Below are 25045 nucleotides of genomic sequence, written 5' to 3' on the forward strand. Positions count from 1 at the left end.
AAGACCCGGGTCCTTTCACGAAACCACCGGCCGCCCCCAAGGCGGTCGCGCGGTGCCGTCGCGCTGGCGGCGGCACCGCGCTGCTGGAAAGGACATACCATGGCCCGAATTCCCTTCGTCGACGCCCGCCCGGGCAGAGAGATCCCCACCGCCCGCGAGGTGCGCGGCATGACGCCGATGGTGTTGTTCGGACCCATTACATCGACCTCCTCGTCGAACAGACCGATGGGCAGCGGGTCGCCTATACCGTCCGGCCCGAAGCCCGGGTGATCACGTCTTTCGTCAGGTGACTCTTCGTTCTTGCTCCGCCGCCTGTGCGACATAGAGCAGGGCGCGGCCCGCCCCGCTTTCCCCTGCTGGCTGTGATGCGCAGGGTGGGAATCTGGGCTTGGATGACCGGATCGCTGCACGGAAATCCCGGAACCGCCCACAAAGCAGGCGCCGTGTGCATTTTCTGTGCACGAGTGTCTGTGCTGATCCCGCCGGCGCAAGAAGCGCTTGCCGCCATGCGGATTTCGTCGCTACGGTTGGTTCAAACGTGATGACGGCAATTGGGCCCCTAGCCTCCTTCGGTGAGGCAAGGGGCCTTTTTTGTTGATCGGGTCGGGGGCAAGATGCACAAAGCTTCTCTACATCGGATCGGTCTACTCTTCTCGACCACGGGCCCCTACGCGGCGCTGGGCCGGTCCGCATGGGACGGCGCCTCGATGGCGATCGAGGAGATCAATGCCGAGGGCAGCGTTTTCATAGAGCCGGTGATACGCGATCCCAAGGGCGTTCCGAATCTCTATGAACAATGTGCGCTGGACCTGCTGCGCGAAAGCGGGGTGCGGCATATCGTGGGCGGGATCACCTCGTGGTCGCGCAAGGACATGATCCCGGTGCTGGAGCGGCACGGGGCGATGCTGTGGTATCCTTGCCCCTATGAAGGGTTCGAGTGCAACGACCATGTCGTCTATCTAGGCGCCTGTCCAAATCAGCATCTGGTGCCGCTCGTCGATCACGTTCTGCAGGACCGGCCCCGCCGTGCGGTGCTGGTCGGGTCGAACTATGTCTGGGGCTGGGAAACGCTGCGCGTCGCCCGCGAAAGGCTGGCCGCGGCCGGTGTGGACATCGCGGCAGAGCGGTTCGTTCCCTTGGGCGAAACCGAGTGCGCGCATCTGATACAGGAAATCGAGGCGTGCCGGCCGGATGTCATCGTCAACAGCCTGATCGGGCCCTCCAACCATGCCTTCATGCATCGGCTGGCCGCTTTGGGCCTGTCGGGGGCCGACTGCCAGGTGGTCAGCGCCAACCAGACCGAAGCGGATCTGGACGAACTGGGTGATGCCGCCGACGGCATGCTGTCGATTTCCGCGTGGTTCGAGGGGATCGAAACCCCTGAGAACATCGCTTTCCGCAGCCGGATCGCCCAGACCTTCGGGCCGGATTACCGGGCGTCTTGCAATTTCGCGACCGCCTACATGGCTATTCGGCTGCTGGCGCAAGGGATCGCTGAGGTCGGGAATGACGACCCGCGGGCGGTTTTCGACGCCGTATCCGGGCGCGAGCTGAACACGGTCCTGGGGCCAACCCGGATCGACCCCGTAACGCGTCACACCAGTCTTGTGCCGCGCATGGCAAGGCTACGCAACGGGACGTTCGAAATCATTCCCGGCAGCACGATCCAGGTGGATCCGGACCCCTACCTGACCCGCGTGCCCCCGCCCGGACCGAGGGAACGCAAACCCGACCTGAGGATCGTGTCATGACAGCTATGCTTGATCTGAACTTCACCGGTCGCCGCGCGGTGGTGCTGCACCCGACCGAAACCGTGCGCGCGCGGTTGGCCGCCCGCCTGGATGTGTTGGGTCTGACGGTCCAGGGCCATTGGCCGGACCTGCCAGAGGCCCCCATGGATGTCCTCTTCGTGGACATCGACATGGGGCATGACGCGCAATTGCCCTGGGAACCGGGACACGCGCCGACGCCGGTGATCGGCGTGGTCCGTTCCGAAAGCCCCGGGCGGCTGGCCTGGGCGCTGCGTCAGAACCTGGATGCCTTCCTGTCCGAGGCCGCGCCGGAACTGGTCTATTCGTCGCTGGTCATCGCCGCGGCCAAGTGGGCCGAGCGCCAGCGACAGCGCGAGCGCGATGCAGAGACCGCCCGCCGGGCCGGCATGCGCCATGTACTGGTGCAGGCGGTGATCGAAATCATGGCCTCCCACGATGTGGACGAGATGGGCGCGCTGAAGAAACTGCGGACCCTGGCCATGGTCGAACGCGTCGCCCTGGAAGACGCGGCCCTGCTGGTGCTGAACGCCCGCGGTGACCGTATGTCGGAAGGCCGGGCATGAGCGACGCAAGCATACCGGTTAAATCCGACCCGTCGCGCGGCGGCCGCGGTTCAGTCCTGGTCCGGCTGCTGCGCCGGCCGCGCTCGGCCTTTGCGCTGATCGTCATCCTGACGATGGTGGGGGCGGCCGTCCTGGCGCCGTGGATCATGCCCTATAATCCAAACAACCAGATGTTCGACGGCCTCAGCCTGGAGGGCGCGCCGTTGCCGCCCTCGTCGGAATTCTGGCTGGGTACGGACCTGTTGGGGCGCGATCTGTTTTCGCGGTTGATCCTGGGCACCCAGACCTCTCTGATCATCGGGGTTCTGGCGAATGGCATCGCCGTCCTGCTGGGCGCGACCGTGGGGATTACCGCAGGCTATTTCGGTGGTTGGATCGGCGGCATTCTGATGCGGTTCACCGACCTGATGATGGCCTTTCCCGCGCTGCTGCTGGCCATCGTTTTGGCCGCGATCTTCAAGCCCTCGCTGCTGATCGTGGCGCTGGTGATCGCGATGGTGAACTGGGTGCAGATGGCGCGCGTCATCTACACCGAGACCCGCAGTCTGGCACAACGCGAATTCATCGACGTGCAGCGTGCCATGGGTGCCTCGACCTTCCGCATCCTGGGCCGGCATATCCTGCCGCATCTGGTGTATTCGATCATCGTGTTCGGCACGCTGGGGATTTCCACCACCGTGCTCTTGGAGGCCACGCTCAGCTATCTCGGCGTCGGCGTGCAGCCCCCCACCCCCTCCTGGGGCAACATCATCTTCGAGAACCAGACCTATTTCGCGAACGCGCCCTGGCTGGTGTTCTTTCCCGGCATCGCCATCGTCCTGCTGGCGTTGTCGTTCAACCTGCTGGGGGACGCCTTGCGCGATACCCTCGATCCCAGACTGAAAGGGCGGCACTGATGTGGGCCTATGTCATCCGCCGCCTCGGGGAATCCCTGCTGATCCTGCTGGGGATCAGCCTGGTCACCTTCGCCCTGCTGTATCTGGTCCCGGCCGATCCAGCGCGCCAGATTGCCGGGCGCTCGGCCACCGCCGAAACGGTCGCGAATATCCGCGCGCAACTGGGCCTGGATCAGCCATTCCACATCCAGTATCTGCGCTATCTGGGCAATCTCCTGCAGGGTGATCTGGGTCGGTCCTACCTGCAACGCACAGAGGTTTCGGAACTGATCGCCGCGCGGATGCCGGCAACGCTGCTCTTGATGCTGGCGGCCATCGTGGTTGAACTGATCATCGGGCTGACCATCGGGGCCGTCGCAGCGCTGAAGCGCAATTCCGCAGTCGACCAGTCGCTGATGGTGTTTTCCTTCGTCACCATCTCGGCCCCGCAATTCGTGGTGGGCATCCTGCTGCTCTATGTCTTTGCGGTGCAGTTGGGCTGGTTCCCGATCGGGGGCTACGGCACCTTCGGCCACCTGGTGCTGCCGGCGATTACCATCGGGCTCTTGGGGACCGGCTGGTATTCGCGCATGATGCGCAGCTCGATGATCGACGTTCTGGCACAGGACTATGTGCGCACGGCGCGCGCCAAGGGGCTGGGCCGGTTGCGCATCATCCTGCGCCATGTCGCGCCCAACGCGATCCTGCCCATCATCGCCATGATCGGCATTGATATCGGGCTGTTCATGTCCGGCATCGTCGTCGTGGAAAGCGTTTTCGGCTGGCCCGGTATCGGCCAGCTGGCCTGGCAGGCGATCCAGCGCGTGGACATTCCCATCATCATGGGGGTCACGCTGGTGTCGGCCTGTTTCATCGTTCTCGGGAACCTGCTGGCGGACCTTATCGCGCCGCTGGTGGACCCGCGGATCAAACTGAAATGACCAACAGGAGAGGAAGACCCATGAGAAAGACGCTTGCCACAAGTTTCCTTGCACTGACCGTGGCCGCAGGCCCGGCCCTGGCCCAGGACTTCACCGAGGCCAAGCAGGGCGGCTCGATGATCGTCACCTACAAGGACGACGTCTCCACGCTGGACCCGGCCATCGGCTATGACTGGCAGAACTGGTCGATGATCAAGTCGCTGTTCGACGGGCTGATGGACTATGAACCCGGCACGACCGAGCTGAAGAAGGATCTGGCCGAGGATTACACGATTTCCGACGACGGGATGACCTACACCTTCAAGCTGCGCGAGGGCGTCACCTTCCACAATGGCCGCGAGATGACGGCCGAGGATGTGAAATACTCGCTGGACCGGGTGACCAACCCCGAAACCCAAAGCCCCGGCGCAGGCTTCTTCGGTTCGATCGAAGGGTATGACGCGATGGCCGCGGGCGAGGTCGACAGCCTGTCGGGCGTGACCGTGATCGACCCCTACACCGTCGAAATCAAGCTATCGCGTCCCGACGCCACCTTCCTGCACGTGATGGCGATCAACTTCTCCTCCATCGTGCCCAAAGAGGTGGTCGAGGATTACGGCCCCGATTTCGGCAAGAACCCCGTGGGCACCGGCGCGTTCTATCTGGAGGACTGGACGCTGGGCCAGTCGCTGACCTTCGCCCGCAACACCGACTACTGGAACGAGGGGCTGCCCAAGCTGGACCAGATCACCTTCGAGATCGGGCTGGAACCCATCGTCGCGCTGCTGCGCCTGCAACAGGGTCAGGCCGACATTCCCGGCGACGGCATCCCGCCCGCCAAGTTCCTGGAGGTCACCTCGGACCCCGCCTACACGGATTTCGTGATCGAGGGCGGGCAACTGCACACCGGTTACATCACCATGAACGTCAACATGGCCCCCTTCGACAACGTCAAGGTGCGCCAGGCGGTGAACATGGCGATCAACAAGGACCGCGCTGTGCGCATCATCAACGGCCGCGCGGTGCCCGCCAACCAGCCGCTGCCGCCCACCATGCCCGGCTATGCGCCCGACTACGAGGGCTATGCCTACGACCCCGAGGCGGCCAAGGCGCTGCTGGCCGAGGCCGGCTTCCCCGACGGGTTCGAGACCGAGCTTTACGTCTACAACACCGACCCCAACCCGCGGCTGGCGCAAAGCTTCCAGCAGGATCTGGCGGCCATCGGGATCGACGCGGAAATCCGCAGCCTGGCCCAGGCCAACGTCATCGCCGCCGGTGGCGAGCCGGATCAGGCGCCGATGATCTGGTCGGGCGGCATGGCGTGGATCGCGGACTTCCCCGATCCGTCCAACTTCTACGGGCCGATCCTGGGTTGCGACGGCGCGGTGCCGGGCGGCTGGAACTGGTCGTGGTACTGCAACAAGGAACTGGATGCCCTGGCGGTCGAGGCCGACGCGATGACCGACCCGGCCATGGCAGAAGAGCGCGAGGCCAAGTGGCGCGATATCTACCTCGCGATCATGGAGGACGCGCCCTGGGTGCCGGTCTTCAACGAGCAGCGCTTCACCATGCGTTCGGCCAAGCTGGGCGGCCCGGACTCGATCTTCGTCGATCCGGTACACGTGCCGGTCAACTACGACTATGTGTATTCGACCGATGTGCAATAACTGCGACTACACCATCCATGGTCGCAACCATCATTGCGGGTGGGATCGTTCGATCCCGCCCGTGGCGACCATCGCGCCGGGCGAAAGCGTGCATTTCGAATGCCTCGACAGCTCGGGCGGGCAATTGTCGAAGAACAGCACCACGGCCGATCTGGCCACCCTGTCTTTCGACAAGATCAACCCGGTCACGGGCCCCGTCTATGTGGACGGGGCCGAACCGGGGGACATCCTGAAGGTGCAGATCGACGGGTTCACCCCGTCGGGCTGGGGCTGGACGGCCAACATCCCGGGTTTCGGCCTGCTGGCCGACCAGTTTCAGGATCCGGCGCTGAATGTCTGGAACTACGACCCCGATACGCTGGCGCCCGCGCTTTACTGCGGGATCGCAAGGGTTCCGCTGAAACCCTTTGCGGGCACCGTCGGACTGGCCCCGGCCGAACCCGGGGCGCATTCCGTGATCCCGCCCCGGCGCATCGGCGGAAACATGGATATCCGTGATCTGGCCGCCGGCAGCACGCTTTACCTGCCGGTCGAGGTTGCGGGGGCGCTGTTCTCCATCGGGGACACACACGCCGCGCAGGGCGACGGAGAGGTCTGCGGCACCGCCATCGAAAGCCCGATGAACGTGTCGCTGACCATCGACCTGATCAAGGACCAGCCGCTGAAATTCCCGCGCTTCACCACGCCGGGGCCGGTAACGCGGCATCTGGATTCCAAGGGCTACGAGGTGACGACGGGGATCGGGCCGGACCTGATGGCCGGGGCGCGCGACGCGCTGTCGGGCATGATCGACCTGCTGTGCGCCACGCAAAAGCTGAGCGCGGTGGAGGCCTATATGCTGTGCTCGGTCTGTGGCGATCTCCGGATTTCCGAGATCGTGGACCAGCCCAACTGGGTGGTCTCGTTCTACATGCCAAGGGTTGTGTTCGAATGACGGCTGACAGGGACAACGCCGGGCGCGAAGAGACATCGCGCCCGGTTCTCAGCGTTCAAGGGCTGACCATTCAGGTGGCCACCCCCGAAGGCCCGAAACCCGTGGTGCAGGATCTCAGCTTTGATCTGCGGCGCGGGGAAACCCTGTGCCTTGCGGGCGAAAGCGGTTCAGGCAAGTCGATGACGGCGCTGGCGATCATGGGGCTGTTGCCCCAGCCGATGGCCCGGATCGCCAGCGGCTCCATCCGGTTGGCCGATGGCAGCGAACTGGCCGGGCGGGGCGAACGCGATTTCCGCGATATCCGCGCCAATCGCATCTCGATGATCTTTCAGGAGCCGATGACCTCGCTCAACCCGGTGATGACCATCGGCCGACAACTGACCGAGGTCTTGCTGGAACACCGTGCCTGCACCCCGGCCGAGGCACCGTCCCGCGCCCTGGACCTGCTGCGCGATGTGCGTATCACCGATGCCGAGACGCGGCTGAAACAATACCCGCACGAATTGTCCGGCGGCATGCGCCAGCGCGTGATGATCGCCATTGCGCTGGCCTGCAACCCCGAGATCCTGATCGCGGACGAACCCACCACCGCGCTGGACGTCACCGTTCAGGCCGAGGTGCTGGAACTGATCCGCGTGTTGCAGCGCGAACATGGCACGACGGTCCTGATGATCACCCACGACATGGGCGTCGTTGCCGAAATGGCCGACCGGGTCATTGTCTTGCGTCACGGTCGGCAAGAAGAAACCGCCCCGGTGCGCAACCTATTCGCCGCGCCGCAGACTGAATATTCGCAAGAGCTGCTGGATGCCGTGCCTCGCCTTGGCCAGGCGCCCGCGCGCCCGGCACCCGAGCGCAGCCGCGATGTTGTGGACGTGGCCGAACTCTGCGTGCGGTTCCCGATGCGCGGCGGCCTCCTCAATCGTGTCACGGCCCAGGTCCACGCGGTCGAGGGCGTCAGTTTCCGCATCAGCCCCGGCGAAACGCTGGCGCTGGTGGGCGAATCCGGCTGCGGGAAATCGACCATCGGACGGGCGCTGCTGGGGCTGGTGCCCTGGCAAGGCAGCATCCGGATCGACGGGCAGCAAACGGCCGGCTTGTCGCCCAAGGGGCTGAAGCCGATCCGGCGCGATATTCAGATGGTGTTCCAGGATCCGGGCGCCTCGCTGGACGCCCGCATGACCGTTGGGCACCAGGTGGCAGAGCCGCTGGTGATCCACGGGCTGGCCTCGGGCAGCGAGTTGTGGGACCGGGTCGAAATGTTGTTCCGGCGTGTGGGGCTGACGCCCGACCAGATGGACCGCTACCCGCACGAGTTTTCCGGAGGTCAGCGCCAGCGGATCTGCATCGCCCGCGCGCTGGCGCTGGGCCCCAAGGTGATCGTCGCCGATGAAAGCGTGTCGGCGCTGGACGTATCCGTACAGGCCCAGGTGCTGGACCTGCTGCGCGAGTTGCAAGAGGAGGAGGGCCTGGCCTATCTGTTCATCAGCCACGACATGGCGGTGATCGATCAGGTCGCCGACCGCGTTGCCGTGATGAACCTGGGCCAGATCGTCGAGACGGGCAGCCGCGACCAGGTGCTGCGCGATCCCGCGCATGGCTACACCCGCCGTCTGCTGTCGGCGGTGCCGATCCCCGATCCCGAACATACGCGCCCGCCCGTGCTGCCCCGCGAGGGCGAAGTGGGCTCGCCCGTCTGGCCGCTGGGGCAGGGCCCCGCGCGTCTGCCGATGGCGGAAATCGCACCGGGCCACTGGGTTGCGCAGGGCGCGCCCCTGAAGGTTGCCTGAGACACGACCGGAGAGAACGATGACCTGGAAAACCGCCTACCGATCCTTCTACTACGAAACTGCGCCGGAGCCCGAGGATATCGTCCTGCCGCCCGCCGAAACCGCGCTGTTGGTGATCGACATCCAGAACACCTATCTGGAACCCAAGGACACGCCCGAGGAAAACACCCGCTGGCAGCCGTTTTTCGACCGGATGAACAGCATCGTCATCCCCAACACACGCGCCTTGCAGGACTGGGCGCGGGGCAAGGGGATTGAGGTCATCCACGCCCGCATCGCCTGCCTGAAAGAGGATGGCCGCGACCGCTCGCTGTCGCAGAAGAAGCCTGGGTTCAACTACCTGCTGCTGCCCAAGGACCGCGCGGACAGCCAGATCGTGGATGCCGTCGCCCCGATGGATGACGAGATCGTGGTGACCAAGACCACCGACAGCGCGCTGACCGGCACCAACCTGCGGATGGTCCTGCACAATATGGGGATCAGGAACGTCATCGTGGCGGGCATCTTCACCGATCAGTGCATCTCGTCCAGCGTGCGCAGCCTGGCCGACGAAAGCTTCAATTTGGTGGTGGTCGAGGATTGCTGCGCGGCGGCGACGGACGCCCTGCACCGGCACGAGCTGGAGGTCATCAACATGATCTACTGCCACGTCGTCAGCAGCGAAGAGGTGAAGGAATTTGTCGCGGGGCAACTCTGAGAGTTCCCGCATCCGGCGGTGTGCGGACATATTGATCCTGCATGCTGGATCGGTCTATCGCTTCAACTTAGATGCCCTTCCGCCCCGGTCGGAGGTGTTGCTTGACGCAAGAGGGGCCCCGCCCCTGGTCAGACAGACGGAGAGACCAATGCTGAGAAAACCCATATTGGCGACACTGATTTTTGCCGGCGGCGCAACCGCCGCGATGGCCGAAGAGGTCAAGCTGGGCCTGCAACCCTGGCTGGGCTACGGTCCGCTCTGGGTGGCCGAGGAAAAGGGCTTTTTCGACGCCCATGGTGTGGACGTGGCCCTGTCGAACTTCAACTGGGACCAGGACATGACCGCGGCGCTGGCCTCGGGTAATCTCGACGTGGTGGCCGCCGCCACCAATACCGCGATTGCCAGCTTCAACCAGGGCGTCGACCAGAAGGGGTTCCTGGTCATGGACCTCTCGTTCGAGGCCGACGCGATCATGGCCGGCGAGGCCGTGGAATCGATCGCCGACATGAAGGGCATGAAGGTCGCGTTCGAGACCGGGGCGACCTCTGACCTGCTGATGAACTACGCACTCAAGGTCAACGGGATGAGCATGGACGACATCGAACACGTCCCGATGGGGGCATCCGAGGCCGGGCTTGCCCTGCTCTCGGGGCGGGTCGGTGCCGCGGTAACCTACGAGCCCTACATCTCGGCCGCGCTGAACAAGGTCGAGGGCTACAAGGTGGTCTATACGGCGGCCGAGAAACCGGGGCTGATTTCCGACGTTCTGACCGCGCGCGGCGACTGGATCGCGGACAACCCGGAAACCGTCGAGGGCATCATCCGCGCCTGGAACGACGCGGTGACCTTCATCCGCGAGAACCCCGAAGAGGGCGGCGCGATGATCGCCAGGGCCGTGGGCAGCCCGATGGAGGAATTCACCCCCGCCTTCGAGGGCGTGCGCCTCTACAACGTGGCCGAGAACGCGGCCTTTGTCGCGGGCGATTTCGGCGACACGGTACGCGAGATCGCGGAGATCATGAAGGCGACCAACCCCGACGAGATCACCACGATCCCGTCGCTCGATGACATCATGATCACCGGCCCGCTGATGAATGTAGCCGGCGAGTAAACCCTCCGGGGTCCGTGGCAGCTGTCGCGGGCCCCTCCCCTTTGCGCGACAGAGACATGCCGATCCAAGACCAACGCAAGGCCGGCGCGGGCCGCTACCTGCGCCTGCGCCGTGACATTCCCGACTGGCTGTTCACTTCGGCAGGCGTGATCTTTCCCGCCCTGCTGATCCTTGTGTGGTGGGCTGTGACGGAATTGGGCCTTGTCCGCCCGCTGTTCCTGCCGGGGCCGGGCGACGTTCTGGCCGAGGGGGTACGCCAGGCACGCGAAGGCATCCTGTGGGCCGATGCCTCGGTCAGCATCTACCGCATCCTCGCCGGATGGCTGACGGCGACCGTCCTGGCCGTGCCCATCGGCATCTTGATGGGCAATTTCCGCCTGATCGAGGGCGCGCTTGAGCCGCTGATTTCCACCATCCGCTACATGCCGGTGGTGGCGCTGATCCCGCTGTCGATCCTCTGGGCCGGGATCGGGGACGGGCAGAAGATCCTGATCCTGTTTCTGGGCACCTTCTTTCAGCAGGTGTTGATGGTGATGGACAACGTGAAGACCATCGACATGAACCTGATCAAGGCAGGTCAGACGCTGGGCTTTTCCAACCGGGAAATCCTGGTGCGCATCATCCTGCCCGCCGCCGCGCCGGGTATCTGGGACACGCTCAGGATCACCATCGGCTGGACCTGGACCTATCTGGTGGTGGCCGAACTGGTCGCCGCGAACGAGGGTCTGGGCCGGCGGATCATGGATGCCCAGCGGTACCTTGCAACCGAAACCATCCTGTTCGGCACACTCTTCATCGGGTTCCTGGGTTTCCTGACCGACTATTTCTTCAAGCGCACCGGGCGGGTTCTCTTCGCCTGGAACCGGCAGAGGGGCTGATGGGCGCGCTTTTGACACTCGACGGGGTTGGCAAGACCTTCGATGTCGACGGCAAGCCCGTCGCTGCCGTGGACAGTGTGGATCTGGCCATCGCCGAGAACGAATTTGTTTCGATTGTCGGCAGTTCGGGCTGCGGGAAATCGACCCTGTTGAACATCGTCGGCGGACTGGAAGAGGCAACCGCCGGCGAGGTGCGCATCGCGGGCAAGCCCGTCACCGGGCCGGGGCGCGACCGGGGCTTTGTCTTTCAGGGCTATTCGCTGTTCGAGTGGAAGACGGTCGCGGGCAATATCCGCTTCGCGCTTGAGAAGAGCCGCCTGAGCCGCGCCGAAAAGGCCGAGAGGGTCGAGCATTTCATCGACGCGGTCGGCCTGCGCGGGTTCGAGAATGCCTATCCGGGACAGTTGTCGGGCGGCATGCGCCAGCGGGTAGCGATTGCGCGCGCCTTGGTCTACCGGCCACGTATCCTGTTGATGGACGAACCCTTCGGCGCGCTGGATGCCCAGACGCGGGGGATGATGCAGGAATTGCTGCTGCGGGTCTGGGGCGATCACAAGGTCACAGTGCTGTTCGTGACCCATGACGTGGACGAGGCCGTGTTCCTGGCCGACCGGGTCGTTGTGTTGGCCAGCCGCCCGGGCCGGATCAAGCGCGAAATCCGCGTCCCGCTTGCGCGCCCGCGCCCCTATGACATCGTCGCCGATCCCGGCTTTGTCGCAATCAAGCGCGAAATCCTGTCCGATATCCGCGAGGAAACTCTGAAATCGATGCAGCTGGCACTAGGTTCTACAGAAAGGTCGCTCTACTGACCTGTTTCGGGGGCCTTCCGGCTCGCCAGCGTGATCGCCAGGTCGGCCAGCGCGCCCTCCAGCGCCGGGACAAGGTCGGTGCTGTCGTCCACGGTGCCCGCGTCCGTGTTGATCTGGAAGGCGACCGTCACGCCGTGATCGGCATAGTGGCGCAGGCTGGCGACATAGCCGGGGATCCAGCCGCCATGGCCATAGACCGGCCCGCGCGGCGTCTTTGCATAGATCGCGACGCCGGCCCCGTATCGGATGCTCGGCGTCTCTGGCGCGACCAGCACGCCGTCCAACAACCGGTCGAGATAGGGGGCCTCTAGCGCCGTTCCACCGAACAGCGCCTGCCCCCAGCGTGCCAGATCTGGCGCGGTAGAGGCCAGGCCGCCCCCGGTCCATTCCACTGCTGGATCCCAAACCAGCCACCCCGCCGCATCCGCCGTCCGAACCGGCAGGCCGAACGGGTTGCCCGGGACGGTGTAGCCGACGGCCAGCCCGGGAATGTCCGGCCGGTCCGAGGGACGTGTTTCCCGCAGCGCCAGCGGGTCGAGCAGCCTTTCGTGCAACACATCGTAATAGGGCCGCCCGGTCACCCGCTCGATCACCAGGCCCAGCAGGATGTAGCCGGTGTCGCTATAGGCCCAGCCGGTTCCGGCCTCGAATAGCGGCGCGCGCCTCAGGACGAAGGCCAAAACCTCCTCTGCGGTGAAGGCCGATCCTTTGTCCGCGATCCGCGCCGCAAGGGCGGTCTGGAACTCGGGCAGATGCGGATGGTCGGGCAGGCCTGATTGGTGACGCAGCAGGTGCCCGATCGTGATCGTCGCGGCATTCGGCAAATCGTCGAACCACGGCCGGTCGCCCATGTGATCGGCCAATAGATCGGCCCGCGACAGGTGCCCCTCGGCCTCCAACGCCAGAACCGTGGCGGCGACGAAGCTCTTGCCGATACTCGCCGCCAGCATGGGCGTTTGGGGTGTCATCGCGCGGCCCGCCTCGACATCGGCCAGCCCGCTGGCGGCCGTGATCAACCGCGCGCCCGGCAAGGCAATCGCGGCCGTCGCGCCGGGGAAACCATAGCGATCCCGGAAGCCGTCAAGGATCGCCGCCAGCTCGGCCGCCGGATCCTGCGCCGCCGCCGGGGCCACCGTGAGCAGGCAAAGGCCAATCGCGGTCAGCAGGCGTCGCACACGCATCTCCGTCACCCTGCGGCAGGGCGCGGCACGACCTCGGTCGCCGCGCCCGTGCGGGAAAACAGGCTGTCGCGGCGCCACCAGACGATCCCCGCCGCAACGGCCAGCAGGATCCAGGTGTCCCAGGGCTGGGCGTCGGGCCAGAACGGGTTGATCAATTGCCAGTGGAACAGCATCGGCAACAGCAGGCTGCCCCGCGCGCTGTTAAAGATTGGCGTGACCAGGATCGCCAGCGTCACGTTGCCAATGAAGAACGGCAGGAAGGCCCAGTCCGCGAACACCACGCCGGCGAGGTAAAAGGCCGGCAGGTGCCAGATCCCCCAGGTCGCCCCGATCAGCGCACCAGCCCAGATCGGGGCCATGTGCCGTTGCAGGATCGGCTGGGCCAGGCCGCGCCAGCCCAATTCCTCGACCGGGCCGAGGAACAACATCATCCCCATCAGCGCCAGCATCGGCCCGGCGCCCTCGGGCGGCAGGGGCGCCAGCACTGGCCCGCCCTTGATCAGCGACCCGGCGACAAAGACCAGCGGCACCCCGACAAGGATGATCAGCCACCAGACCGGGGCACAACGCCACAGCAGCAGCCGCGACAGAAAGGCCCGCAGCCCGCGCCACCCGGTCCGGACAACGATCAGCGTGACCGCGGAAATGGCCGGTGCCCAGGTGGCCAGGAAAAACAACGGGTGCGCGCCGCTGATCTGGCCAAAGGTCGCGGCCATGGTTTCGGGAAACAGGATGTAGCTGCCGACGATACCCCAGGTCAGGGCGAAGGTTCCCAATACGAAGGGCAACAAGACCCAGCTCGGCATGTCCTGGGGGATTGCCTGCGATGGTCGCGTCATGTCCGTTACTCGCGTGAATGCTCTTGCCTGCATCCTAAACGGTCCGGTGGGCCGGGTCGCGCGGTTTCGCCGGGTCAGCGGCTCTGGGTCGCTGCCCGGACGAACGGGGACATGTTGCGGGCGCCCCTACTGTCGCACCGCCGATCTGGCCGCCACCCTAGTCCTGCATGGCAGCCGCGTCATGCCAGGCTCCGCCGTTTGCGCAGCAGCTTGAACGCGGGCAGGAAGATCAGGATCAGCGCGATCACCGTGATCGGCCCGGCAATCGGCCGGGTAAAGAAGATCGACGGATCGCCCGACGACAGCAGCAGCGACTGGCGCAGGGTCGGCTCGGCAATCGGGCCCAGGACGATGGCCAGAACGGCGGGGGCCAGCGGATAGTCGAACTTGCGCAGGAAGAACGCGCCAAGCCCGAAGATCACCATCAGCCAGACATCGAACATGTCCCGCGTGGCCGCGTAGCCGCCCGCGATGGACAACACGAAGATCATCGGCGCGAGGATCGTGAAGGGCATCCGCAGCATCCAGATGAACAGCGGAATGAAGGCCAGGTTGATCAGCACCGCCGCCACGTTCGATACGTAGAACGACCCGATCAGGCCCCAAACGAATTCTGTCTCTTCGACGAACAGGCGCGGCCCGGGCACAAGGCCCCAGATGACCATGCCACCCAGCAGGATCGCGGTGGTGGGCGAGCCGGGAATGCCAAGCGTCAGCATCGGCAGCATCGCCCCGGTGGAGGCAGAGTTGTTGGCGGCCTCGGGCGCGGCCACGCCGCCGGGGTGGCCCTTGCCGAAATCCTGCGGCTTGCGCGAGACCATCTTGGTCACGCCATAGGCCATCAGCGACCCGGGCGTGGCGCCCGCCGCAGGCAGCACCCCCACGAAAAAGCCCAGGAACGACCCGATTGTTGTGCCCTTCCACCCGCGGCGCACCGCGTCCTTGGTATCGGCGGCCACGCCCTTGGCGGTAATCTTGGGCGTGGTGGCCGTGACCTCGCCGCGGGTCTGTTCGATCGTCCAGAGCATCTCGCCGATGCCGTAGACGCCGATGGCCAGCACAAGAAAACCGATCCCCTGCAGAAAGCCGGTGTGGTCGAACAGCACCAGGCGCGGCGCGCCCGAGATCGCGTCGAACCCGATCGACCCCAGAACAAGGCCCAGACAGATCGAGAAGATCGTCTTGGGGATATCGTCGCCGCCCAGGCCCACAAAGGTCGCAAAGGCCAGCAGCATCAGCGCAAAAATCTCGGGCGGGCCAAAGGACAGCGCGACACTGGCCAAAAGCGGGGCGAACAGCGTGAACAGAATGTTGGCGACGGTGCCCCCGACGAAAGAGGCCAGCGCCGCGGTCACCAGTGCAAGGCTGGCCCGCCCCTGCATCGCCAGCGGCCGCCCGTCAAAGGTTGTCGCCACCGCAGTCGATGCGCCCGGAATACCCAGCGTCACCGAGGATATCGCCCCCCCGTACATCGCCCCGTAATAAAGCGCGGCCAGAAAGATGATCGCCGATCCCGGCGGCACCAGAAAGGTCACCGGCAGCAGGATCGCCACCCCGTTGACCGAGCCGAGACCCGGCATCGCACCGATGAACAGCCCAAGCGCGACCCCGACCAGGATCAGGAACAGATTCAGCGGCTGGACCGCAACGAACATACCATCGGCAAGAAGGCCCAGAACTTCCATGTCACACGTCTTCCCTGATCGAACCGGCCGAAAGGCTCAGTAGATGATTTCGTAAAGGACGTTGAAAACGGGGTCGGTGAAGGGCATCCCCTTGGGCATCGTGATCTGCATCGCGCCTTCGAAGAAGAAGAACAGCGTGACCGGCGTGATCAGCGCGATCGGCAGCGATACCCGCCAGCGATGCCGGCCCAGATATCGCATGTAATACAACAGGAACGCGGCGATGGCCCCGTACATCGAGATGACGTTCACCAGCCCGACAAAGGCGACGATCCCCCCGCCCACCAGCAACACCATACGCCAGCCGACCGCATCCAGCAGCGGTTCGTCCGAACGCGAGGCCGGGCTTGTCTGCCGCCACCAGTTGAAAGCGATGGCACCGCAGCAGATCAGCATGATCCCCGAAAGCCAGAACGGCCATGCCCCGCCGCCCGGCCCCTCGCCCGCGATATAGCCGATCGGCAGTTCCGTACTCTTCCACATCAGATACAGCGACAGGAGGGCCAGAAGGCCCGCGGTCACGATTTCGCCCTTGCGCATCTGCCCCTCCCCTTGTCAGCCGTGACGATGCCGCCCGGGTCTTACTCGCCCATCGCGGCCAGCAGCGCCTTGTGGTTTTCGACCTGCGTGGTCCAGTAGGCGCGCTGCTCATCCGCATCCATCCACAGCGGCGAAAGGCTTTCCGAGGTCAGGTAGCCCTGCCATTCCTCGCTTTCGTAGATCGCGGTGAACAGATCGCCGTAGTAGGCCGCCGCAGCGTCGGACATGCCGGGGGCGCCGACCACCGCGCGCTGGTTGTAGTAAGAGAAGTCGTGGCCCTTCTCCTTCAGCGTAGGCACGTCGGGATAGGCCGGCATCCGTTCGTCCGAGAAGGCCAGCAGCGGAACGAAATCCCCAGCCTCATAGAAGCCCTTGGCCTCGGCCGGGTTGTTCACGGTGGCCATGATCTGCTGGCCGGCCAGATCCTTGGCCACGGCCCCGCCGCCATCATAGGGGATGTACTTGATGTCCAGGCCATAGGCGTTGGACATGTAGGCGATGACGATGGAATCCTCTTGCCCCTTGCCGGTGCCGCCCATCACGTAGTCGCCATCGGCGGCCTTCACCGTTTCGACCCACTGTTCGAAGCTGGTGATGCCGCTGTCCTTGTGCACCCACAGAACGAAGGGATCGACCCCCATCATCGCCACGGGCGTAAAGGTCTGGATGTCGATCCCCAGGTTCGGCTGCCGCAGCGGCGTCGTGAAGAACGAGTTGAGCGTCACCAGGATCGTGTAGTCGGGGTCGTTCGTCCCGCTGACATGGATCAGCGCTTCGGCGCCCGACCCGCCGCCCTTGTTGTTGGGCACCAGCGGACGCGTGGTCATGTCCTTCTTCTCGGCGACCGACTGGATGAACCGCGCGATCTGGTCCGCGCCGCCACCGGGCCCGGCCATGATCACGAAGTCGATCGGTTTTCGGGGCTTCCACTCCTGCGCAAGCGCGGACAGGGGCGAAAACGCCACAAGGCCGGCAAGTGCCAGGCCGACGAAATTACGTTTCGTAATCGACATCGAAGTCCTCCTCCACTTTTTGTGCCCGCCGTTTCCTATCCGCCTCCCCAGACAGACCTCCCTTTGGCGGGCCAGTTGGTAACTAAATTTCACCAATCCCTTTTCAAGAAAAATTTACTGTCGCAGTGCAGCATCCCGCCGCAAGAAACCGTTTCAATGAACCAGAACGACCGGGATTTCAGCTTTGTCCACAACCGTTTGGGTATTCCCCCCGAACAGCGTTTCGCGTTCGTGGCTCTGGCCGTAGGCGCCCATCACCAGCAGGTTCGCGCCCAGGTCGACGGTCTTTTCCAGTAGGGCCGCGCCGGGATTGCGCCCCTCGAAGCGGAGAGCCTGGGCGGTAATGCCGCGCAGGGCGTAATACTCGACCAGTTCCTCGGTCGTCGCACCGTGGGGTTCGCCCTTGCCGCCGGTCAGGATCGTGACCGCATCGGCGGCCTTGGCGAAATCCAGGGTCAGCGCCACCGCGCGCGCGGCCTCTAGCGACCCGTTCCAGCCGATCGCGATACGCGCGCCGAAATCCTTGGGCACCTCGCCCGCGCGCGGGCACATCAGCACCGGGCGCCCGGTCCGAAAAAGCCCTGATTTCAAAGAGTTGCTGCCGACATTGCGATCCCTGTCAGGCTTGGCCACCACGACCAGATCGGCCAGGCGCCCGTTATGCTTGATGACATCGGCCATCCGCCCGTCCTCCTCGACGAATTCGACCGTCGCGGTATCGCCGTGCGGGGGGTCGGTTTCCGACAGGCCAAGTTCCAGCGCAAGCTGGTGCAATTCTTCGCGCACGTGCTGTTCCTGTTGGTCGGCCAGTTCCTGCGCCTGCTTCAGAAACGTATCGCGGGCAAAACTGGGCAACGGCACGCCATAGGGCAGCATATCCTCTGGCTGTGCCCGGCAATGGACGACCACCACATGTGACCGATGCCGCCTGGCCAGCTCCGCCGCGTGGCCCAGGACCGTTCCCGACATGCCGTCCCCGCGCACAGGAACCAGAATCTTGCTCAGCATTATGACGCTTCCCCCCTGTTGCACGCCCTTCAGGGGCGCGCCCGTGATGTCCGCCGGATCCGGGCCGATCCTCCCTATCGGCCCAGCCCTAAGATCATGCCGCCCGCGCCAACGGGCACGGCGCCTAGCCGTACAGCCCCGCGACGCGCGCGCGCAGTTGCACCAGCGCAAGCACCGTGTCGATGGTGGGCGTCGGCGTGCCCGTCACCCGCCCCAGTTCCTGAACCGAGCCGACCAGCGCGTCGATTTCCATCGGGCGGCCCATATCCAGATCCTGCAGCATAGAGGTCCGGTGCGCCCCCACAGCCGCGCCGCCGTCGATCCGGCGGTCCACGTCGATGGGGAATTTCACACCCAGCTTTTCGGCGATTTCCTGGGCCTCCAGCATCATGTTGCGGGCCACCGCGCGCGTGCCGCCATCGGTGCACAGCACGTCCAGCGTAGCATGGGTCAGCGCCGAGATCGGGTTGAAGGACAGGTTCCCCCACAATTTCACCCAGATCTCATCGCGCAGCTTGGGCCGGACAGGCGCCTTCAGCCCCGCCGACGCCAGCGCCTTGGACAGTGCCATCGCACGATCCGATTTCGACCCGTCCGGTTCACCCAGCGAAAAGCGGTTGCCCTCGATATGCTTGACGACGCCCGGCTCGATCACCTCGGCCGCCGGATAGACCACGCAGCCCAGCACCCGGTCGGGGCCAAAACCGTTCCATTGCGCATCGCCCGGATCGACCGAATGCAGGCGCGTGCCTTCGTAGTCGCCGCCGATCTTGTGGAAATACCACCACGGCACACCGTTCACGCCGCTGACGATGGTCGTGTTCTCACCGATCAGCGGCTGCATCTTGTCCACCACCGGCGGCACCGAATGCGCCTTGAGCGTGACGATCACGTAATCCTGCGGCCCCAGGTCCGCCGCGTTGTCCGAGGCAGTGACAGGCACGGTGACCTCGCCCTCTTCCTCGATCAGACGCAGGCCGTTTTCCTTCATCGCGGCCAGGTGCGGCCCCCGCGCCACCAGCGAGACATCCGCCCCCGCCTGTGCCAGCTTGGCGCCCATATAGCCGCCGATGGCCCCGGCGCCGAAAATGCAGATCTTCATCTAGACCCCTCCCTTCGTCCTGCGGGAGAGCCCCGCAGGCCGGTCCGGTTTCCCTTGTCGCGGCGTCGGTCAGCCGGTCTTTTCGACAAGGCCCAGTTTCTCTGCCAGGCCGATACGTTGCAGCTTGCCCGTCGCGCCCTTGGGGATTTCCTCAAGGATCACCACCTTGCGCGGCACCTTGAAATCGGCCAGCCGCTCGGCCGCGAAATCGCGGATCTCGCGTTCGCTCGCCTCGGCGCCCTCGCGCAGGACGATGGCCGCGGCGATTTCCTCGCCCAGCTTGGCATGGGGCAGCGCAAAGGTCAGCGCCTGCGCCACCGCCGGGTGATCGGACAGAACGCCGTCAACCTCCAGCGGGCTGACCTTTTCGCCGCCGCGGTTGATGATCTCTTTCAGGCGGCCGGTGAGGGTCAGATACCCCTCTTCGTCGAAACTGCCCTGGTCGCCCGTGCGGAACCAGCGCTTGCCCTCGGCCTCGAAGAAGCTCTTGGCGTTGGCGTCCGGGTTGCCCTCATAGCCCGGCGTGACGTTCGGGCCGGAAATCACCACCTCGCCGATGGCATCGCCCGGCAGCAGGGTCGGCGCGACCTCGTCGGCGACGCGCACCTCGGGCCCGGCGGGCACGCCCACCGCACCGGGTTTCTGGGCGCGCGGCGGCAGCGGGTTGGAACACATCTGGTGCGCGGCCTCGGTCATGCCGTACCCCTCGATCACCGGCGCGCCGAAGGTTTCGGCCAGCTTGGTCATCACCGGCCCCGGCAGCGAGGCCGAGGAGGAGCGCAGGAACCGCAGGCGCGCGCCCTCGATGATTTTGGCATTGCGGCCCGCGCGCGCCAGGATCGCCTGATGCATCGTCGGCACGGCGGTATACCAGGTCGGGTCGGAATCGCGCAGCCAGCCAAAGAATTTCAGCGCGTCGAACCCCGGCGCGCACCACACCTGCCCGCCTGCACCCAACGAGGAAATCACCGCCGCGACCAGCCCGTGGATGTGGAACAGCGGCATCACGTTCATGCACCGATCCTGGGGCGTCAGCGCCAGCGAGGCCGCGATGTTGTGCGCCGAGGCCGCGACGTTCGACTGCAACAGCGGCACGATCTTGGGGCGCGAGGTCGTGCCCGAGGTATGCAGGATCAGCGCCACGTCGTCCGGGCCCGGCGCGCCCTCGGGCGCGGCGGCGCCGGTGTCGCCTTCGGCGCTCAGCGTAAAGCTGCCGGCCGGTGCGGCGGGATCGAAGGACAGGCGCAGCACGGTCAGGCCGAACCGCTTGGCCGCCGCAAGCGCGGGGCCGTCATACCCCTCGGCCAGGATGATGGCCTTGGCTTTCAAATCTTCGAGGTAGAAGGCGAACTCATCCTCGCGATAGGCCGGGTTCAGCGGCGCGGTCGTCGCCGCCTGCGCCACGGTGACGAAGGCCGTGGCCATTTCCGGCCCGTTCGGCAGCACGATCGCCACACGGTCCGCGGCCCCCACGCCCGCCGCGCGCAGGGCCGCGCGCGTATCATCGGCAAGGCTGCGCAGCCCCCCATAGCTAAGCCATTCCCGGTCCGGCGCGCCGATGGCCTGCGCCGCGTCGGGATGGGACGCGATCAGGCCCTTGATAGTGTCCGACATGTCTTTTCTCTCCTCCCTCTGTTCCCACGCGCCGCCCTCTTCCCGGGCAGGCCCGCAAGTCCCGGCATTTCTGCCGCCGTTTCCCCCTGTACCGGGGCGCGCCTGCGCGCTTGCGCAGCCTCCTCCGCGTTCAACTTTCGTTGATATAGCGGCAAGACAGGTCAGAGCAAATTCCATCGCAACCGCGCCCTGTGCGGGGCGGGCGCATCGTCGCCCGGCGGCTGACGACACGCGCCGGGCCTGGGCCGGTTTCCATTGGCACGCCCGGACCTGCACTGTATCGTTTCAGGCGGAGGACAGATGGCCGACGAAATAACCACAGGTCTGGTTGCCGAAACCGCCGAATTCTCTGACGCGGCATGGTCGGATGTGCTGTCGGCCGTCGATCGGACCTATACGGAACTCGTCGGCTATCAGGAACGCCTGGAACGGCAAAACGCCGAGCTGGAAAAGATGCGCTCGTTCCTGGCGTCTATCCTGGCCTCGGTTTCGGACGTTCTGGTCGTCGTGTCCCGGCATGGCGATATCGAGAAGGTTTCCCAGTCGGTCGCGGCAATGACCGGGCGGGACCGCGCCACGCTGGCCGGGCAGACGGTGGTCGGACTGTTTGCCCAGGCGGACCGTGCCGCGTTGATCGAGGGCATGCAGCGCGCCGCCGTGAATCGGGCGCCCGAGACCATCGAAATCGCCCTGAATGCCAAGGACGGAACCAGCCCGCTGGAATTGTCGATCAGCCCGCGCCTGGATGAACGCGGGCGGGTCAGCGGCCATGTGCTAACCGGCCGTCCGCTGGGCGAATTGCGGCAGGCCTATGCAGACCTTGCGCACAGCCATGACGAGCTGAAAGCCGCCCAGACCCTGTTGGTGCGGAACGAGAAACTGGCCTCGCTCGGTCGTCTGCTGGCCGGTGTCGCGCATGAGCTGAACAACCCGATCAGCTTCGTCTATGCCAATGTCCACGCGCTGGAACGCTATGCGGCCAAGCTGGAAAACTACTTTGACAAGGTTCAGGCCGGGGCGCCCCGGGCCGACCTGGTCAAGCTGCGCGAAGAACTGCGCCTGGACCGCGAAATCGGCAACATGCGCGAGGCCGTCGCCGGTGCCCGCGACGGGGCCGAGCGGGTGCGCGACATCGTCGAGGATCTGCGCCGCCTGTCCTCCGAAGGAACGGGCGAGGTGATCGCCTTCGACCTGGTGGAAACCGCCAGTGTCGCGGCCAGCTGGGTGCTGCGCGGGACCAAACGCGATGTGCAGGTCACCTTTTCCGGCGAATCCAACCTGATTGTCGAGGGCCGGCCGGGTCATATCCAGCAGGTCGTGATGAACCTGGTGCAGAACGCCCTGGACGCGCTGGAAACCGAGGAACAGGGCCATATCGAACTGTCCGCGGCGCGCGCGGGGGGATTTGCCGTGCTTTCGGTTGCCGATAACGGCCCCGGCGTGCCCGAGCCGTTGCGCCAATCCATCTTCGACCCGTTCTTCACCACCAAGGCGGTGGGCAAGGGCACGGGGCTGGGCCTGTCGATCAGCCACAAGATCGCGCAGGAACATGGCGGCGATCTGCGGCTTTGCCCCGAACAGGATGGAACCTGTTTCCAGATCGCCCTGCCCCTGCCAAAGGATCCGGCATGAACATTCTGTGGCTACAGGCATCGGGCTGCGGCGGGTGCACGATGTCGCTGCTCTGCGCAGAGGATCCCAATGTCATTGACCTGCTGGAGGGGGCGGGCCTGCGCTTTCTCTGGCATCCCGCGCTGAGCCTGGAGACCGGCGGCGAGGTGCGCGCCTTGCTGGACCGGATCGCGATGGGCGAGGTGGCGCTGGATATCCTTTGCGTGGAGGGCGCGATCGCCCGGGGGCCGCGTGGCACGGGGCGGTTCCAGATGCTGTCGGGCACCGGGCGGTCGGTTCTGGACTGGGTCCGGCAACTTGCGCCCCTGGCCCGGCACGTGGTCGCGGTGGGCAGTTGCGCGGCCTTCGGCGGGGTCACCAGCGCGGGCGAAAACCCCTCGGACGCGGCGGGCCTGCAATACGAGGGCACGCATCGCGGCGGGGTGCTGCCCGCCGCCTTTCGCCCAGGCGGCGGCTTGCCGGTCATCAACATCGCGGGATGCCCCACGCATCCCGACTGGGTGACCGAAACCCTGATGCTGCTGGCGCAGGACGCGTTGGGCGCGGACGATCTGGACGCGCTGGCCCGGCCGCTGTTCTTTGCACAGCACCTTGTCCACCACGGCTGCCCGAAGAATGAGTTCTACGAATACAAGGCCTCAGCCACCCAGCTCTGCGAAATGGGCTGCATGATGGAGCATCTGGGCTGCGTCGGCACCCAAGCGGTGGGCGATTGCAACATCCGGCCCTGGAACGGATCGGGCAGTTGCACGCGCGGCGGCTACCCTTGCATTTCCTGCACCGCGCCCGAGTTCGAGGAACCCAAGCACGCCTTTACCGAGACCCCCAAGGTTGCGGGCATCCCCGTGGGCCTGCCCTCGGACATGCCCAAGGCGTGGTTCATGGCGCTGGCCTCGCTGTCCAAGGCGGCAACGCCAGAGCGTTTGTCGAAGAACGCGGTTGCCGACCGGGTTGAGGTCGTCCCCTCACCGAGGAAACCGAACGGATGACGCAAGGCCGCCTGATCGTTGGGCCGTTCAACCGGGTCGAAGGCGATCTGGAGGTGCATCTGGATCTGGCCGATGGCGCGGTTGCCCGCGCCCGGGTCAACGCGCCGCTCTATCGCGGGTTCGAACGAATGCTGATGGGCCGCCCGCCATCGGACGCGCTGACGCTGACACCGCGGATCTGCGGGATCTGCTCGATCAGCCAGTCCGCCGCCGCCGCCCGCGCGCTGGCCGATGCGGGCGGGCACGCCCCCGCACCACAGGGCGCGGCGATGGCGGCGCTGATCCACGCGGTGGAAAATGTCTCGGACCACCTGTTCCATTTCAACCTGTTCTTCATGCCCGATTTCACCCGGCCCGTTTACGCGGATCGCCCCTGGCACGGGCAGGCGGTCGAACGCTTCACCGCGCAGACCGGCGGCGCGCAGCGCGCCGCGATAGGGGCCCGCGCGGCCCTGATGCATATCCTGGGGCTGATGGCGGGCAAATGGCCCCACACGCTGGCGATCCAACCCGGCGGCGTCACCCGCGCCCCCGGCGCCAGCGACAAGGTCCGCATCCTGGCCAGCCTGACCGCGTTTCGCCGTTACCTGGAGGGCACGGTATTCGGCGGCCCGCTGGAAGACTTCGCCGCGCTGTCCACCCGCGACGCCCTGCTGGGCTGGGACCGGGGCGATGCGGGCCTGTTCCTGCGCATCGCGGCCGATCTGGACCTGGACCGATTGGGCCGCGGCGCGGGGCGCTATCTGTCCTTCGGGGCCTATCCGGATGCGGGCGGCCATGCCTTTGCACCGGGTATCTGGCGCGATGGGGCCCGCGCGCCGCTGGATCTGGCCGACATGGTCGAGGATCTGTCCCATGCCTGGATGCTGGGTCCGGCCAGCCATCCCGCCGACGGGCAGACCCTGCCCGACGAGGACATGCGCGCGGACGCCTATAGCTGGTGCAAGGCGCCCCGGCTGGCGGGCGCGCCCATGGAAACCGGGGCGCTGGCGCGGCAGGTGATCGACGGCCACCCGCTGGCCCGCGATCTGGCGGGCGGCGGCGTTCTGGCGCGGGTGGCCGGGCGGCTGCTGGAACTGGCCCGCAGCCAAGCGGTGATGGAGGATCTCGCCCGCGGGATCGATCCCGCAGCCCCCTTCATGGACCCCGCGCCAGAGGTTCAGGACGGGCACGGCGTGGGGCTGGTCGAAGCCGCGCGCGGCGCCCTGGGCCATTGGGTGCGGATAGAGAAGGGGCGCATCGCAAGCTATCAGATCGTGGCGCCGACCACCTGGAACTTCAGCCCCCGCGATGCGCAGGGCCAGCCCGGCCCGCTGGAGGCCGCCCTGGTCGGGGCCCCGGTGCAGCCCGGCGAAACCACGCCGGTCAGCGTTCAGCATATCGTGCGCTCTTTCGATCCCTGCATGGTCTGCACGGTGCATTAGGC

22 protein-coding genes are annotated in these 25045 nt (G+C 65.8%); 14 read left to right on the forward strand and 8 right to left on the reverse strand.

The genetic code is table 11. From position 1 onward, the window contains the following. Nucleotides 1–614: 614 nt before the first annotated feature. The 11 genes from EV656_RS10355 (at nt 615) to EV656_RS10405 (ending at nt 12016) form a co-directional block, all read left to right on the forward strand. A complete protein-coding gene (locus tag EV656_RS10355) occupies nt 615–1751 on the forward strand; it encodes a transporter substrate-binding domain-containing protein (protein ID WP_132603367.1) in 1137 nt (378 codons plus the stop codon). Continuing rightward, entirely contained in the window at nt 1748–2335 is a 588-nt protein-coding gene (locus tag EV656_RS10360) for an ANTAR domain-containing response regulator (RefSeq protein ID WP_132603370.1), read from the forward strand. Before EV656_RS10355 ends, EV656_RS10360 begins: the two co-directional genes overlap by 4 nt. Then, nucleotides 2332–3231 (forward strand): ABC transporter permease, encoded by a 900-nt coding sequence (locus EV656_RS10365; RefSeq protein ID WP_132603373.1) that lies wholly within the window; start codon nt 2332–2334, stop codon nt 3229–3231. Before EV656_RS10360 ends, EV656_RS10365 begins: the two co-directional genes overlap by 4 nt. After that, the gene (locus tag EV656_RS10370) at nt 3231–4151 is read left to right on the forward strand and encodes an ABC transporter permease (RefSeq protein ID WP_132603376.1); all 921 of its coding nucleotides are present in this window, start codon (nt 3231–3233) and stop codon (nt 4149–4151) included. The genes EV656_RS10365 and EV656_RS10370 overlap by 1 nt, the downstream gene beginning before the upstream one ends. A gap of 20 nt (nt 4152–4171) precedes the next feature. After that, complete coding sequence (locus tag EV656_RS10375) at nt 4172–5797, forward strand: ABC transporter substrate-binding protein (RefSeq protein WP_132603379.1); 1626 nt, start codon at nt 4172–4174, stop codon at nt 5795–5797. After that, a complete protein-coding gene (locus tag EV656_RS10380) occupies nt 5787–6731 on the forward strand; it encodes an acetamidase/formamidase family protein (RefSeq protein ID WP_132603382.1) in 945 nt (314 codons plus the stop codon). The genes EV656_RS10375 and EV656_RS10380 overlap by 11 nt, the downstream gene beginning before the upstream one ends. Continuing rightward, complete coding sequence (locus tag EV656_RS10385) at nt 6728–8521, forward strand: ABC transporter ATP-binding protein (RefSeq protein ID WP_132603385.1); 1794 nt, start codon at nt 6728–6730, stop codon at nt 8519–8521. The genes EV656_RS10380 and EV656_RS10385 overlap by 4 nt, the downstream gene beginning before the upstream one ends. Before the next feature lie 19 nt (nt 8522–8540). After that, entirely contained in the window at nt 8541–9218 is a 678-nt protein-coding gene (locus EV656_RS10390; RefSeq protein WP_132603388.1) for a cysteine hydrolase family protein, read from the forward strand. Between the two features lie 166 nt (nt 9219–9384). Next, nucleotides 9385–10329, forward strand: coding sequence for an ABC transporter substrate-binding protein (locus EV656_RS10395; RefSeq protein ID WP_243695699.1), 945 nt, complete (start codon nt 9385–9387; stop codon nt 10327–10329). A 56-nt stretch (nt 10330–10385) separates the two neighbouring features. Beyond that, complete coding sequence (locus EV656_RS10400; protein WP_132603394.1) at nt 10386–11207, forward strand: ABC transporter permease; 822 nt, start codon at nt 10386–10388, stop codon at nt 11205–11207. After that, nucleotides 11207–12016 (forward strand): ABC transporter ATP-binding protein, encoded by an 810-nt coding sequence (locus EV656_RS10405; RefSeq protein ID WP_132603397.1) that lies wholly within the window; start codon nt 11207–11209, stop codon nt 12014–12016. The genes EV656_RS10400 and EV656_RS10405 overlap by 1 nt, the downstream gene beginning before the upstream one ends. Here EV656_RS10405 and EV656_RS10410 read toward each other — a convergent pair. The 8 genes from EV656_RS10410 to EV656_RS10445 form a co-directional block, all read right to left on the reverse strand. After that, nucleotides 12010–13197, reverse strand: a complete 1188-nt coding sequence (locus EV656_RS10410) for a serine hydrolase domain-containing protein (RefSeq protein WP_132603399.1) — start codon at nt 13195–13197, stop codon at nt 12010–12012. The two genes, EV656_RS10405 and EV656_RS10410, sit on opposite strands and share 7 nt — an antisense overlap. 5 nt (nt 13198–13202) lie before the next feature. Continuing rightward, on the reverse strand, nt 13203–14036 hold the full coding sequence (locus EV656_RS10415; RefSeq protein WP_132603402.1) for a CPBP family intramembrane glutamic endopeptidase: 834 nt from the start codon (nt 14034–14036) through the stop codon (nt 13203–13205). Nucleotides 14037–14215: 179 nt separating this feature from the next. Then, complete coding sequence (locus EV656_RS10420) at nt 14216–15721, reverse strand: tripartite tricarboxylate transporter permease (RefSeq protein ID WP_132603405.1); 1506 nt, start codon at nt 15719–15721, stop codon at nt 14216–14218. A 36-nt stretch (nt 15722–15757) separates the two neighbouring features. Continuing rightward, nucleotides 15758–16261, reverse strand: a complete 504-nt coding sequence (locus tag EV656_RS10425; protein WP_132603408.1) for a tripartite tricarboxylate transporter TctB family protein — start codon at nt 16259–16261, stop codon at nt 15758–15760. 41 nt (nt 16262–16302) lie between these two features. Further along, complete coding sequence (locus tag EV656_RS10430) at nt 16303–17274, reverse strand: Bug family tripartite tricarboxylate transporter substrate binding protein (RefSeq protein WP_132603411.1); 972 nt, start codon at nt 17272–17274, stop codon at nt 16303–16305. Nucleotides 17275–17427: 153 nt separating this feature from the next. After that, a complete protein-coding gene (locus EV656_RS10435) occupies nt 17428–18282 on the reverse strand; it encodes a universal stress protein (protein WP_132603414.1) in 855 nt (284 codons plus the stop codon). A 124-nt stretch (nt 18283–18406) separates the two neighbouring features. Further along, nucleotides 18407–19384, reverse strand: a complete 978-nt coding sequence (locus EV656_RS10440) for a 2-dehydropantoate 2-reductase (RefSeq protein ID WP_132603417.1) — start codon at nt 19382–19384, stop codon at nt 18407–18409. A gap of 69 nt (nt 19385–19453) precedes the next feature. Beyond that, complete coding sequence (locus EV656_RS10445) at nt 19454–20998, reverse strand: acyl--CoA ligase (protein ID WP_132603420.1); 1545 nt, start codon at nt 20996–20998, stop codon at nt 19454–19456. A gap of 300 nt (nt 20999–21298) precedes the next feature. Here EV656_RS10445 and EV656_RS10450 point away from each other — a divergent pair, with 300 nt between their 5' ends. From EV656_RS10450 to EV656_RS10460, 3 genes are read left to right on the forward strand one after another with little or no spacing between them, the layout of a single operon-like run. Beyond that, nucleotides 21299–22630, forward strand: a complete 1332-nt coding sequence (locus EV656_RS10450) for a sensor histidine kinase (RefSeq protein WP_132603423.1) — start codon at nt 21299–21301, stop codon at nt 22628–22630. Next, complete coding sequence (locus EV656_RS10455) at nt 22627–23619, forward strand: NADH-quinone oxidoreductase subunit B family protein (RefSeq protein WP_132603426.1); 993 nt, start codon at nt 22627–22629, stop codon at nt 23617–23619. Before EV656_RS10450 ends, EV656_RS10455 begins: the two co-directional genes overlap by 4 nt. Next, entirely contained in the window at nt 23616–25043 is a 1428-nt protein-coding gene (locus tag EV656_RS10460; protein WP_132603429.1) for a nickel-dependent hydrogenase large subunit, read from the forward strand. The genes EV656_RS10455 and EV656_RS10460 overlap by 4 nt, the downstream gene beginning before the upstream one ends. The last annotated feature ends 2 nt before the right edge of the window (nt 25044–25045 follow it).

This window comes from Rhodovulum adriaticum (assembly GCF_004345735.1).
Taxonomy (GTDB): domain Bacteria; phylum Pseudomonadota; class Alphaproteobacteria; order Rhodobacterales; family Rhodobacteraceae; genus Rhodovulum; species Rhodovulum adriaticum.